Below are 13206 nucleotides of genomic sequence, written 5' to 3'. Positions count from 1 at the left end.
GCCCAGGGTCCGACCCCTCAACCTCGGCCTCATTCCAGATAAACGTCGAAATCCCTGAGCTGGGCTTCGCTTCGCTTGATTTCCTCCAAGCTGGCAGTGCCGCCGTCCGCAACCAGCAGGGCCACCAGCATCTGGGCGACGGAAAGGGCGGGCACCACCGAAGGAAAGAGCGATGGCGTGGTGTTGGCGACCACGATCAGCGCATCGGCGTGGGAAGCGATAGGCGACACCACGCTGTCAGTGACGGCGATCACTTTCAGGCCGCGTTCGCGGGCGAAGCGCACCGCCGCCACCGAATCCCTGGCATAGGGCTCATAACTGAATATCATGAGCGCGTCTTCCTGGCGCGAGCGGCGCAGCTCGTCGGCGAATATGCCGCCGACGCCTGAAAGCAGCGTGGTGTTGCGCATGAACATGCCGCAGGCATAGTTGAAGTAGAACGCCGCCGGAAACAGGCTGCGCAGGCCCACGGTGTAAATGTGGCGCGCCTGTGAAAGCAGGTCGCGCGCGGTCGTCAGTGCCTTCATGGTGTCGGGCGCCGTCATGCCGCGCAGGCTGCCGGTATCGGCCTCAACGAGCTCCGCCAGCAGGCGCTCGGAGCCGTCGCCACCGTGCTGCTGCAGTGCCGTGGCGCGTTCGCTGAAAGACCCGGTGCCCTGCGCAAGCCATCCGCGATAGACGCTGCGCAATTGCTCGTAGCCCTCGAAACCGAGCTGGCGGGCAAGCCGATGCATGGCGCTCGCCTGCAGGCCCGCCTCGGAGGCCACTGTGCGCATGGAGTTCAATGCGATGGCTCGCGGGTTGTCGATCGCATAGCGCGCGGCACGCTGCAGCGTTGGCGATAACTGGTTGAACTGCTCTTTGATGAGCCTGTCGACCGCAAGCTTGTCCATCGATTCTCCCGCCGGCATTCAAGAACGCTATTGTAGGCCGCCCGCCGACTCGATCGCCGCATCGACGGCGGCGGCAAGCGTATCGGCCGCCGCCTCCAGTTCCGCCTGCGTGGTGAGGAAGGGGGGCGCCAGCAGAACGTGATCGCCCCGCACGCCGTCTATGGTACCGCCCCCGGGATAGCACGCCAGGCCGCGCGCCAGCGCTTCCTGCTTGATGCGCGCATGGAGGCGGACGCCTGGGTCGAACGGCGTGTCCGGTTCGCGTTGCGCCACCAGTTCTATGGCTTGGAAAAGGCCGCGCCCGCGTATGTCGCCGACATGAGGATGGTCGCCGAACCGTTCATTGAGCAAGCGGTTCAGGTATTCCCCCAACTGCGCCGAACGACTTGCCAGGCCGTCCCGTTCGATGATGTTCTGGACGGCCAGGGCGGCTGCGCAGGCGACGGGATGCCCGATATAAGTGTGGCCATGCTGGAAAGCGCCCGAACCCGAGACGATCGCATCCACGACCTTTTCCTGGGCCATGACCGCTGCAATGGGCTGGTAACCGCCTCCCAGTCCTTTCGCCAGGCAGAGCAGGTCGGGTTCCACGCCCTCCCGTGCAAAAGCATGGTAGGAACCTGTGCGGCCCAGCCCGCACATGACCTCGTCCAGGATCAGCAGCACGCCGTAGCGGTCGCATACGCCGCGAATCTTCTCGAAGTAGCCGGGCACCGCGCAGACCGCTCCGGCAGTGGCGCCCACCACCGTTTCCGCGATGAAGGCGCTGACGGTCTCCGGGCCCAGGGCGAGAATGGCATGTTCCAGTTCCTGGGCCAGCCGCGTTCCGTACGCATCGTCGGTTTCGCCCTCAAGGCGGTAGTGACGCGCAAAGCAAGGCGAAACGTGGTGGCTTTCCACGAGCAGGGGTTGATAGAGCGCCCGCCGGCCCTGATGGCCGCCGATGGCCAGCGCGCCCAGCGTGTTGCCATGGTAGCTCTGCATCCGACCTATGGTGTGGTGGCGGGTGCGTTCGCCGCGCTCGACATGATATTGACGGGCCATTTTCAATGCCGTCTCGACGGCTTCAGACCCGCTGGACAGGAAGTAGACATGGCGCAGGCCCGGGGGAGATTGCCTGGCCAAGGTCTCGGCCAAGTGTTCCGCGGGCTCCGAGCTGAAGAAGCTGGTGTGCGCATACTCGAGCTTGCGCAGTTGCCCGATCATGGCGTCGATGACTTCGGGGTGTCCGTGTCCCAGGCACGATACCGCCGCGCCGCCTGATCCATCGTAATAGCGTCGTCCCGACGCATCGATCAGAAAATTGGATTGCCCTTGCATTGCGATCTTCGGCGGGGTCAAAGGGTTGCGATGAAAAATATGCGTCATGTGGAGTTCCGGCGGTGTTGACTTGGCAATCAGAAAATCGGATCATATGTTCCATGATAGCAAAATATAGATCAAATGTTCACTTTAGTCCCATGCCATTATTTCCAACCAGAGGGGGCAACACCATGAAATCGCAATTCCAATCCCGCCATCGCAAGTCCGGCCATGCGGCCCTGCGCGGTATCGCAGCCGCCATCGCTTCCTGCGCGGCCGCCTTGTGTGCAACGCCGGTTGCCGCGCAGACATGGCCCGCCAAGCCCATACAGCTGATCGTGCCCTTCGGCGCCGGAGGCACCACCGACCTATTGGCCCGCATCGTGGCGGACGGCCTGTCCAAGCGGCTGAACCAGACCGTCGTCGTCGAGAACAAGCCGGGCGCGGGCGCGAATATCGGCGCGGCTGAAGTCGCGCGCGCCAAACCCGACGGCTATACCTTGATGATGGGCACGCCCGGCCCGCTGGCGATCAACCCTTATGTCTATCCCCAGATGAGTTTCGACCCGGCCAAGGATTTCGCCGCGGTTTCCTATGTGGCGGACGTCCCGAACGTCATCCTGACCAACCCGCAGTCCGGCCTCAAGAACATCGAAGACCTGCTCAAGAAGGCGAAAGCGGAGCCTGGCCTGCTCAATTGGGGGTCGCCGGGCGTCGGCAGCACCGGACACATATCGCTGGAACTGCTCAAGCAACTTTCGGGAGTGGACATTGCGCACGTCCCTTACAAAGGTGCCGCCCAGGCCACAACCGACTTGATTGCCGGCCACATCACCCTGTCGGGCGATAACGTTCCCACGGCGCTTGCGAACATACGCGCCGGCAAGGTGGTTCCCTTGGGCGTCGCCAGTGAGAAAGAGCTCGAAGTCCTTCCCGGCGTGAAGCCGGTGGGCGATACCGTGAAAGGCTATCTGCTCAACTCCTGGTTCGTCATCGTCGCGCCCGCCGGCACGCCCAGGGATATCGTCGACCGCGTCAGCCGGGAAATCGACGCCTTCGAGAAAGAGCCCGAAACCATCGAGAAATTCCGCGCACTGGGGGCCATTCCCGTAGGCGGCTCGCCCGAGCATCTGGCTGCGCATCTCAAGTCAGAGCAGAAGCGCTTTGGCGAGGTCCTCAAGAACATCAAGGCCGAGGGCAAATGAAGCGGAACCGATTGGCCGTCGCGCGCTTCTGGTACGAAGGCAACGCGTTCAGTCCAGCGCCGGCGGGCATGCCGGAGTTCGAGCAATACGAATGGATGGCAGGCCCGCAGGTGCTCGAGCTCATGCGAGGCACCGCGCATGAACTGGGCGCCGTTGCCGCCTTTGCCGACACGCATCCTGACTGGGAAGTCGTCGTTCTGCGTTGTGCCGCCGCGCTTCCCGCCGGTCCGATAGACGATGCGGTGTTCGAACGCTACATCGACGAGGTTCGGCAAAGCCTGGTGTCCGGGCAACAGGAAGGCGGCTGGGACGCCGTCTACCTGTCTTTGCATGGCGCCGCCATTACCACGACTCGCGAAACCCCAGAACTGGACATTGCGCGCATGGTCCGCGCGCTCCTTCCGCAGACGCCTATCGGTGCCAGTTTCGATCTGCATGGCAACCTGCCGCCGGAATGGGCGGACGTGCTGGACTACGCGTCCGCATATCGCACGCACCCTCATATCGACATGGCCGAAACCGCCGGGCGCGTGCTGGAAGCGCTGTTGCGCATTGCAAGCGGAGAACTCTCGACTCGCAAGGTGCTACTTAACGAACGCATCGTACTGCCCAGCATCAATATGCGCACCGCGGCGGGGCCGATGCGCCTGCTGGAAGAGGCGGCCCGCAATGCCGCGGCCGGCGCTGTACTCGATGTTTCCGTGTTTGGGGGATTTCCCTATTCGGACACCGCATATACCGGCGCTTCGGTATTTGCGATGAGCGACGCGACGCGCGATCCCTCGGGCGCAGAAGCGGCCGCGGCGGCCGGCAAGGTCATGGCAAGGATACGCGAGTCGGCGGATGAATTCCGCATGCAGCTACCCAATGCAAAAGAGGCGCTTGCGGCCGCGCTCGCAGACGCAAGACCTGGACTGATCGCCATCACCGACTCCGGCGACAACCCTTTGTCGGGCGGAGGCGCGGATACGCCCGAATTGTTTCGCGCGCTCGTGGCGGCGCGTCCCATGGTGCCGGCACTGTTCGCAAGCTTTGCCGATCCGGACGTGGCGCAGGCGGCGGCAACCGCCGGCATTGGCAGGAGCATGGACCTTACGCTGGGCGGCCGCCACGGTGCGCAGTTCGGAGAAGGGGTCCCCGTGCGGGCCGCCATCGAGCGCGTGACCGACGGGGAATTCCGGAATACCGGCCCCATGATGACGGGGGTAACGCGCTCTTGCGGCAAAAGCGTATTGCTGCGCCTGGAGGATCTTCCCAATGTACGCGTCATCGTCACCGAGCGCGTCACCCCGGCGGACGACCCGGCCTTCTACGCCTTGCATGGCGTGGATCCCGCACAGCTACGCATATTGTGCGTCAAGGCCAAGAACCACTTCAGGGCGGCATTCGCCGACCGCTGTATCGACATCATCGACTGCGACGCACCAGGCCCAGCCTGCCAGGATCTGGCCAAGCTGCCTTTCCGGCACACGCACATCCAGGCATAGGGTCAGACCCCATCCGGGGTCTGACCCTGTTTCGATGTGTGGGGGGGCAGCCTGGGGTCAGACCCCGAATGGGGTCTGACCCCTCCCTCTCATCAGCCGGGGGGGCAGATCCGTCCTTCCGTCGGCCTGGGGTCAGACCCCGTACGGGGTCTGACCCCTCGACCTCTCAAAAACACCATCACTGCGCCGCCTTGGCCGCGGCAGCGCCTCGGTCGTCGATCCGATTGATCTTGGTGCCTTCCAGTGAAACTCCCGCCATTAGCCCGACGTTGGTCATCACGAAGCCTACGATCGGCTCGCGTATCGTGTTCAGATCCAGCGCGCCGTTGGCCCCGATATTGGCGACCGCGACCGTGGCATCGACCCCCGCGGTCCATCCGCTGCTGGCAAGAAACTTGTCGAGCGCTTCCTGTGTCCGGAACACCATCACGATCGCCTTGGACTGCGCGCCCGCCTGCAGGCCGATGGACCCGCTCGACGTACTGTAATAGCCCTTGTTCTGCCCGTTCACGCGCAGTACGCCGTCGCCGTGCTCGGCGCCCACAACGAGTCCACCGCCGATCACCCGGGGGAAAATGAGGACCCCTTTGGCCTGCGACACCAACTCGCGGGAATTGGGCGCCACGTCGTATAGCCGCTTCAGTGCGGCATCGGCACGCTCATTGATGCTGTCCCGCTTTTCCACGCCGGTTTGCGATTCACGCGGTACGGTGGTGGTGCAGGCACTGATGGCGAAGGCGGAGACGCCGACGGCAACGGCGGCAAGCGCATGTCGCGGTTTCAAAGTGTTCTTTATTTTCACGATTCATTCTCCTGGTGCGAAAGGCACAAAATCGCGATTCCGGCAGCAATTTGCGTTCCCGTTGCGCGGGCGGGTCTCGGAACTCGGGTACACCACGTGCTGGGACGTGGGCAGGCCGGGGGACGCCTTCCTCGGCAGCCAACCGTTTTCAATCTTTTCATGGAGCGCGCATGGGTACCGAATTTGACAAGCAAAAGCCGCCAGTGGTCGTCGATGGGGCCGTTCGTTTCACCGCCCTGGTGGAGGGGCGGGCGAGCCAGGATTTTGAAATTTCGTCAGACGTGCTGATGGAGCATTTCGGGGCTCCAAGCACTTCGGAAGACGACTTGCTGGAGGCCTTCAGGAAAGGAAAAGCGGAGATCATGGGCGTGGCTGCCCAGACGGTGAACACGCCCGTCAATGGCACCATCATATTGGGCACTGGCGACTTCTCTGAGCTGAACCCGGGCAAGCCGGGTTCATCTTCGTGAACGCATCCTCATGAGGTCAAGCCGCATGGAATGTTGGCACGGGCTGCTTGCGCCAGAAGTGCCAGCATACCGCCGCGGCAAAGCCCATGGTGGGCAATACGACAAGCAGCGCCAGCGAGGGGTCCTGGAATAAGGACGCCACTGCGCTGCCCAGCAGACCCACCGCCATCTGCAGGAAGGCGGTCAAGGCGGAGGCAGCGCCGGCGATGCGGGGGAAGGGCATCAGCGAGTTGGTCAACATGGCCGGCATGATGAAGGCGATGCCGAATGAATACACGGCAATAGGCACCATGATGCTTAAGAAATTCGTGCCCCACACCGGCAGCAGGATCATCAAGCTCACGCATGCAACGAGCACGAGCGCAAGCCCCACCGGAACCAGCCGGTCTGCTCCATAGCGTGGCAAAATCGTCTGGACCGCCATGGCGCCCGCGACATACATGCCCGCCTGCAGAATCTGGCTGAAACCGAAACCGGTGGGCGACAGCCCGACCTGGTCCATCAGCACGAATGGCAGCATGGTGGCCAGGGCGAATACCGCGCCAATGGCATTGGCGATGACCAGGCTGGCAAGCATGAAATAAGGCGTTTGCAGCAGCTGTTTATAAGACGCCCAAAGTGCGCCGGGCCGGATGCGCGACAGGTCGCGTTGCACCGTTTCCTTCAGGGAAAACACAGCGACGAAGATCGCGCCCAGCCCCGCCAGCGCCATCATGGCGAACAGCGCGCGCCAGTGAGCGACTTCCAGTGTGAGCCCGCCGATGGCCGGCGCTATTGCCGGCGCGATGGCGATGAACAGGCCCATTAGGTTCATGATACGGAATGACCGCGCATCCGCGAAGACATCCCGGACGATGGCGCGCGAAATGGCGATGCCCATGGCGGCTCCCACGCCCTGCAATACCCGTGCGGCAAGCATGGTCTCGATGGTGGGGGCAAACAGGATGAGTATGCATGCGAGGACATACACCAGCATGAAGCCCACGATCACTGGCCTGCGGCCCACGCCGTCCGACAGCGGGCCGCACACCAGCTGCGCCGCGGCGAAGCCGGCGAAATACAGCGTTACGGTCATCTTGACCAGCGCGTCGGTGGTATGAAAGTAGCGTACGAGCTCGGGCAGGGCGGGGGTGTAGAGCGCCATCGAGATGGGGCCGATGGCGATAAGCAGCGCGCCGATCAATGTTACTTTGAGTTCGCTCATGAGCGGCGGCGCGGCGGGCCGAGACTGGGTCCGCCCGCTCGCGGGCGTTTGCATCTTGGGAGTTGATTTCAAAAGATAAGGTCAGAAAATAAGCTTGAACACACCGGTCAGAGTAAGCAGACCGACAATGAAAATAATAGCAATGATCCACAGCAGCAACTTCATGGCATTCTCCTTTCGTTTTGCCATATAGACAAACCGCTATAGCAATTTCGCTGCCCGCCTTGCGGCCCCCACGAATATCGGCACGGCGCTTGCTCTGGAACAGTCTGTTAACGACAAGGAGCTCACCATGGCAACCAGAAAAGAAGACATAGGCATCCCGGCCGACGATGCCGCGACGGATGAGGCATTCATACAGCCCGGACGCACCGAGCCTGATTTCGGCCCGAGCGACTCCTCCGATTCGCCCAGCGATATGCCTGAAAGCCGCCGGTCCGATGCAGGGACCGATCGCCAAAGCACGGGAGAGCGCCCCGACGTTGAAGACAGCGGTACGGCGCTGGACGCCGATGACATCCAGCCGGACAAGATCGTGCCCCAGGAACGGGCGGGGCTGGCGCATACGCCGCCAGATCCCGAGCGCAATGGAGGGCAGGGCTAGGCCATGTTGAGGAAGTAGACTGAAAACCGGATTGCAAAAATAATTAAAATAAACGGCAGGGAATGAGGCAAAATGTCTTATTCCGTTACTGGCTGACCAAGGAAACCTCATGAGCTCGCCCGCGCCGGCTTCATCCGTCATAGACATCAATCTCAAAAGTTTGACGCAGCTGGACGAAGTATATCGGTACCGACTCTTGGTCGAGTCCGTTTTGGATTATGCAATCTACCTGCTCGATCCGGAAGGCTATGTCCGCACATGGAATTCCGGCGCCCAGCGATTCAAAGGCTATTCTTCCACTGAAATCATCGGCCAGCACTTTTCCTGCTTCTATACCGATGAAGACCGCGCCAACAACCTTCCCGCCCGCGCGCTCGCGATCGCGGCCGAGGAAGGCCGCTTCGAGGCCGAGGGATGGCGGGTGCGCAAGGACGGAACGCGTTTCTGGACCAGCGTCGTCATCGACGCGATCCGTAACGGCAACGGCGCGCTCATCGGCTATGCCAAGGTGACCCGCGACATCACCGGCAAGAAGCAAGCGGCCGAAGATCTGCAGATCGCCAAGGAGTCACTGCACCAGGCCCAGAAAATGGAAGCCATCGGGCGCCTGACCGGCGGGGTGGCCCACGATTTCAATAATTTGCTCACTGTCATTCGCGGTTCGGCGGAGATGCTGCGTAATCCCAAGCTGTCGGCAGAAAAGCGCATGCGCTATGTAGATGCCATTGCAAAAACCGCCGACCGGGCCGCGCATCTCACCAAGCAGCTGCTTGCCTATGCGCGCCAGCAGCCCCTGCATCCCGTCACATTCGAAGTAGGGCGCTGCATAGAAAGCATGAAAGAGCTCTTTCGCGCCACCACCGGTTCGTCGGTCGAGTTGTCCTATTCGCTTCCGACACGGCCGTGCTATGTGTGCGCGGACGCCAACCAGCTGGAAACCGCGTTGCTCAATATCGTCATCAATGCGCGCGATGCAATGCCGGCCGGGGGCCGCTTGACAATCGATGTCAGCACCGTGAAGTCCATTCCGGCGACGCCGCAGAACCCCGTCACGGCGGGCGAACACGTCGCCATACACATCACGGACACGGGGACGGGCATGCCGGCGGACATTCGCGATCGCATCTTCGAGCCTTTCTACACCACCAAGCCGCCTGGTCGGGGCACCGGCCTGGGCTTGAGCCAGGTCATCGGATTCGTCACCCAATCGGGCGGCCGGGTCGACGTGTCCAGCGACGAAGGCGCCGGCACCAGCTTCACCCTCTACCTGCCCCTGACGGAGCCAGCCGGTTATGAAGACCTGATCTCGCCCGGCAGCGACGACCTGTCATGGTTGAAGCCGCCCGCCTACCGTATTCTTCTGGTCGAAGACAACAAAGACGTCGGAGAAATCGTGACCAGCTTGTTGAACGACCTGGGCCAGCGCAGCACCCTGGCCCCCAATGGCCATGCTGCGCTGGACACACTCGAAAAAGAGGGCGGGGCGTTTGACCTGGTCCTGACGGATATCGTCATGCCGGAAATGAGCGGCCTGGAATTGGCCAGAACCATCCGTGCACGCTGGCCCCTGGTCAAGGTCATGCTGGCTTCCGGCTACAACCCCTCCTTGTCGCGGGCGGATGCGGGAAGCTTCGATCTGCTGCACAAGCCATACTCGAAAGAAGCACTGGTCCAGGTAATCGAGGCGCTCAAGGGCGGAGGCTCTGAGAGCCAGAAGTAACGACGGCGGCGGTCGGGGCGTGGCATCGGTCGCGCCCAGCCTGCAGCCGGCGCCGCCGAATGATTTCCATGAACGGCAACGGCGACCAGTAGGCCGCCAAAAGCGCCGCGAACGCCAGCAGGCCCATCAATGGCTGTATGGCCAGCGTCCAGCATCCCAACCCCAGCGCCAACAGTACCCCTGCGGCAAGCGAGGCGGTGCCGCCGTCCGGGCCGTGGCGGGACCGCGACCGTATGCGGGAACCCAGATAGAAGCAGAACGCGCCTGCCGACGTCAGCAGAAAGGCCAGAAACCCTAGCATGTACGCCTCCGGAGCCTGTTGCACAGGCTCGATCGAGTGAGTTGATCAAATCATAATGAGAATAATTATATTTTAGATTTGATTTTCGTACAGCACCCTCATTTCTCCCCGTCCGAATTGCAGTCCGTGGTCCTCCAGCCTGCGCATGATTTCGAGATTGATGTCTTGCTGGATATTCATGTAGCGGTTGTAGTCGGCTGACAGGACGTAATAGACCACTTCGAATTCGAGCCCGCGCTCGGAGAACTGGAGCAGGTGCGCGCGGTCGAAACGCGTGCCTTCAATACCGGTGATGATCTCCTTGACGGAGGCTGCGATCGATTCGGCCTGCGCGGCAGTGGCGCCATAAGCGACGGTGAAGCGGAAGGCGATGCGGCGCAGATCCATTCTCTTGTAGTTCTGGATGGTCTGCTTCAGCAATTCGGTATTGGAGCAGACGATCTGCTCGCCGCCCAGGCTGCGGATGCGGGTCGTTTTCAACCCTACGTTCTCGATGCTGCCCGCAATACCGCCGACCACGATGAAGTCCCCAGGCTCGAAAGGCTTGTCCAGGCCGATGGATATCGAGGCGAACAGATCGCTCAGGACCACCTGGGCGGCCAGGGCCACCGCGACGCCGCCTATGCCCAGGCTGGCAACGAAGGCCGTGATGTTGACCCCCATGTTGTCCAGTATGGCCAATACCGCCACCACCCACAGAATCGCACGGGCCGCCATGGTGACGATGGTCATCGTCACCCGGTTGAGATCCGGCCGCTTTTCCATGTAGCGCGCCATGGCATAGGTGATGGCGCTGCTGGCCCAGAACGTGACTTGCAACACCACTGCCACGAACCACAGCTGCGAAAGCCCGCTGCGCCACGCAAGAGGCAATTCGAGGAATTTCACGCCGATCAGCAGGGAAAGCACGAAGAGGGCGAATGCGCTGGTGCTTGCGACGGCGCGGAGCAGCAGGGTGGCTACCCAGACATTGTGCTTGCCCGCATGGCGGCTCAGCCGCCCGCGTACGAAGCGCCTTATCCATAGAAGAAGAAAGAACACAGCCGCCGCGACTGTCAGTGCGACGACCCAGTTCCAAACCGGAATCGACAGTATCGTGGTTTCCATCCACCAGCCTTGCATCGTGGTCCTCCTGATTGATTGATCGCTGGGTCGAGAAAGGGGTCAGACCCCATGCGGGTTTGACCCCCAAGTCGAGGAAAAGGGAAGGGGTCAGACCCCGCATGGGGTCTGACCCCCTAATGCCCTCGGCCCGGGTCTCAGCAAATAGCAGGCCGCGATGACTATCTGCGCGCGGTGGGCAAGGACAGCTTCGCGACGATATCGGTCAGTTCCGCCGTGATTTCCGAACGGAGCCGGGGTTCGGGAAGAATGGTGTCGGGGCCGCCGCAGCTCAATACGAAGGTCCCTTCGCCGGTGATGGCCGTAAAGGGAGCGGCCGCGGCATTGATGCCTGGCTGCCAGTCGCCAATGCCGTAACAGCAGCCGCTGGCGGCAAAGTCCTGGCAGGCCTTGCGCATGATGGCAGGCATGTCGGCGGCCACGTCGAGCTTCACCAGCATGGCATCGCGTTCATCGGCCGGCAGGCTGGCCAAGTACGTGCGGCCCATGGTGCTGTCCATGCCTACGCGGTGTCCCACCGGCAGACGCAGGTAGAGCGCCGCGGAGCCATGCACTGCGTCCACGTACGCCATGAACTGCCCATCGAAAACGCCAAGCGCCACGGCTGCCCCGGTGGCTTGAGCGAGTTGTTCCATGAGGGGGCGAGCCACTTGTCGAACTTCCAGGCTGGCCAAGCAGCCGAAACCGAGCGCCAGCACGCCGTACCCGGGGGAATAACGGCCTGTTTCATGGTCGTAGCGCAAATAGCCGAGCGTCGTCAAGGTATACACGATGCGGCTGACCGTCGACTTGGCGAGGCCGGTGCGCTCGGCCAGTTCCAGGTTTCCCAAGGATTTGACGCCTGGAGTGAAGCACCGCATGACGCTCAAGCCGCGAGCGAGCGCATCGACGAAGTCGGGCGACGAGGGGTCGCCTTGACCATCGCTGCGCTTGCGCCGCGCGGGACGCCGGCGATCGACAGCAGGGTCCGGGCCGGCTGCGGACGATGAAGGGAAAGCGTTCTGGGATTGCATTCGGCGTGGCACTGTTCTATATTAATTTAAAAAAAAGGAATTGAATTCCATTGTACGGAATTCAAATGAATAAGTCATCACTATCAACTACCCAGGAGACAACAATGCTTAAAGCTGGAATCAAACTCATGGCTGCCGCCATGCTCGGCGTAATGGCCAGCGTGGCCGGCGCCGCTGCTTATCCCGAACGCGCCATCACCATGATCACGCCTTTCCCGGCGGGGGGCGCCACCGACGGCCTTGCACGCACGCTGGCCGAACACATGGCCAAGACGCTGGGCCAGTCCGTCGTGGTCGAAAACCGCGCCGGCGCCGCGACGACCATCGGCGCATCGCACGTGTCGCGCGCCGCGCCCGACGGCTATACCATTCTGCTGGCCACCAATTCGACACTGGTCACCAACCGCTTCCTTTTCAAGAACCTCAGCTACGACCCGGATGCATTCGCGCCGATCGGCATGATAGGCATCGGCCCCATGGTGCTGCTGTCAACGAAGAAAGACCAGTTCAAGTCGCTGGCCGACGTGGTGAAGGCGGCGAAGGCCCAGCCCGGCACGCTTTCCATCGCCTCGTTCGGGGCGGGCACGTCCTCGCATCTCGCGGCGGAATACTTCCAGCAACTGGCCGATGTGAAATTGCTGCATGTGCCGTTCAAAGGTTCGACCCAGGCGCTGCCGCAACTCATCAACGGCGACGTCGATCTCTTCTTCGACATGGTTTCCACCGGCATGCCGCAGGTGGATGCCGGCAAGGTAGACGTACAGGCCATTACCAGCAAAGAGCGCATGTCCAGCCTGCCCAACATGCCCACCGTCAGCGAATCGGGCTACCCGGGTTTCGAGATGACTGCGTGGTTCACCCTGGTTGCGCCTCCCGGCACGCCGCAGGCTGAAACCCAAGCAGTGGGCAAAGCCTTGAAAGCCGCGCTCAGCGACGAGGCCGTACGCAAACGCATGGTCGTCATGGGCATCGAACCTTCCGATGGCAGCCCCGACGCGCTGACCGCCCAGATCAAACAGGAAATCCCCATCATCCAATCCCTGGTCAAGCGGGCAAACATCGCTGTTCAGTAGAGAGAAACGA

The 13206-nt window shown here is 62.1% G+C and carries 14 protein-coding genes; 6 read left to right on the top strand and 8 right to left on the bottom strand.

What is annotated here, in order from left to right; translation table 11 throughout:
* Positions 1-29 precede the first annotated feature (29 nt).
* Both ACSBPU_RS19650 and ACSBPU_RS19645 read right to left on the bottom strand, forming a co-directional pair.
* Positions 30-893 (bottom strand): MurR/RpiR family transcriptional regulator, encoded by an 864-nt coding sequence (locus ACSBPU_RS19650; RefSeq protein ID WP_442593467.1) that lies wholly within the window; start codon positions 891-893, stop codon positions 30-32.
* 27 nt (positions 894-920) lie between these two features.
* The gene (locus ACSBPU_RS19645) at positions 921-2261 is read right to left on the bottom strand and encodes an aspartate aminotransferase family protein (RefSeq protein WP_442593466.1); all 1341 of its coding nucleotides are present in this window, start codon (positions 2259-2261) and stop codon (positions 921-923) included.
* A 125-nt stretch (positions 2262-2386) separates the two neighbouring features.
* Between ACSBPU_RS19645 and ACSBPU_RS19640 the strand changes: the two genes are divergently transcribed.
* Positions 2387-3400 carry a Bug family tripartite tricarboxylate transporter substrate binding protein gene (locus ACSBPU_RS19640; protein ID WP_442593465.1) on the top strand — a complete coding sequence of 338 codons (1014 nt, stop codon included), beginning with the start codon at positions 2387-2389 and terminating at the stop codon, positions 3398-3400.
* Positions 3397-4887 carry a M81 family metallopeptidase gene (locus ACSBPU_RS19635; protein WP_442593464.1) on the top strand — a complete coding sequence of 497 codons (1491 nt, stop codon included), beginning with the start codon at positions 3397-3399 and terminating at the stop codon, positions 4885-4887. The genes ACSBPU_RS19640 and ACSBPU_RS19635 overlap by 4 nt, the downstream gene beginning before the upstream one ends.
* A gap of 178 nt (positions 4888-5065) precedes the next feature.
* Here ACSBPU_RS19635 and ACSBPU_RS19630 read toward each other — a convergent pair whose 3' ends face one another.
* Positions 5066-5689: a BPSL1445 family SYLF domain-containing lipoprotein gene (locus ACSBPU_RS19630; protein ID WP_442593463.1), complete on the bottom strand. Its 624-nt coding sequence runs from the start codon at positions 5687-5689 to the stop codon at positions 5066-5068.
* A 170-nt stretch (positions 5690-5859) separates the two neighbouring features.
* On the opposite strand from ACSBPU_RS19630, the gene ACSBPU_RS19625 reads away from it, so the two are divergent.
* Positions 5860-6159 carry a DUF1488 family protein gene (locus tag ACSBPU_RS19625; protein WP_442593462.1) on the top strand — a complete coding sequence of 100 codons (300 nt, stop codon included), beginning with the start codon at positions 5860-5862 and terminating at the stop codon, positions 6157-6159.
* A gap of 16 nt (positions 6160-6175) precedes the next feature.
* Here ACSBPU_RS19625 and ACSBPU_RS19620 read toward each other — a convergent pair whose 3' ends face one another.
* A complete protein-coding gene (locus tag ACSBPU_RS19620) occupies positions 6176-7363 on the bottom strand; it encodes a multidrug effflux MFS transporter (protein WP_442593461.1) in 1188 nt (395 codons plus the stop codon).
* Positions 7364-7444: 81 nt separating this feature from the next.
* Positions 7445-7528, bottom strand: coding sequence for a hypothetical protein (locus ACSBPU_RS19615; RefSeq protein WP_442598441.1), 84 nt, complete (start codon positions 7526-7528; stop codon positions 7445-7447).
* Between the two features lie 127 nt (positions 7529-7655).
* Here ACSBPU_RS19615 and ACSBPU_RS19610 point away from each other — a divergent pair, with 127 nt between their 5' ends.
* Together ACSBPU_RS19610 and ACSBPU_RS19605 are read left to right on the top strand one after the other, a co-directional pair.
* Positions 7656-7967, top strand: coding sequence for a MatE family transporter (locus tag ACSBPU_RS19610; protein WP_442593460.1), 312 nt, complete (start codon positions 7656-7658; stop codon positions 7965-7967).
* A gap of 109 nt (positions 7968-8076) precedes the next feature.
* Entirely contained in the window at positions 8077-9687 is a 1611-nt protein-coding gene (locus tag ACSBPU_RS19605) for an ATP-binding protein (protein ID WP_442593459.1), read from the top strand.
* Here ACSBPU_RS19605 and ACSBPU_RS19600 read toward each other — a convergent pair.
* The 3 genes from ACSBPU_RS19600 to ACSBPU_RS19590 form a co-directional block, all read right to left on the bottom strand.
* Complete coding sequence (locus ACSBPU_RS19600; protein WP_442593458.1) at positions 9656-9988, bottom strand: hypothetical protein; 333 nt, start codon at positions 9986-9988, stop codon at positions 9656-9658. The two genes, ACSBPU_RS19605 and ACSBPU_RS19600, sit on opposite strands and share 32 nt — an antisense overlap.
* A gap of 72 nt (positions 9989-10060) precedes the next feature.
* Entirely contained in the window at positions 10061-11110 is a 1050-nt protein-coding gene (locus ACSBPU_RS19595) for a mechanosensitive ion channel domain-containing protein (protein WP_180067162.1), read from the bottom strand.
* 161 nt (positions 11111-11271) lie between these two features.
* The gene (locus ACSBPU_RS19590; protein WP_442593457.1) at positions 11272-12123 is read right to left on the bottom strand and encodes an IclR family transcriptional regulator; all 852 of its coding nucleotides are present in this window, start codon (positions 12121-12123) and stop codon (positions 11272-11274) included.
* A gap of 104 nt (positions 12124-12227) precedes the next feature.
* On the opposite strand from ACSBPU_RS19590, the gene ACSBPU_RS19585 reads away from it, so the two are divergent.
* On the top strand, positions 12228-13196 hold the full coding sequence (locus ACSBPU_RS19585) for a Bug family tripartite tricarboxylate transporter substrate binding protein (RefSeq protein WP_442593456.1): 969 nt from the start codon (positions 12228-12230) through the stop codon (positions 13194-13196).
* Positions 13197-13206: the final 10 nt, after the last annotated feature.

Source organism: Parapusillimonas sp. JC17, assembly GCF_052180245.1.
Lineage (GTDB): Bacteria > Pseudomonadota > Gammaproteobacteria > Burkholderiales > Burkholderiaceae_B > Parapusillimonas.
The sequence above is the reverse complement of the archived record's forward strand: the minus strand, read 5'-3'. Positions and strand labels throughout refer to the sequence as shown.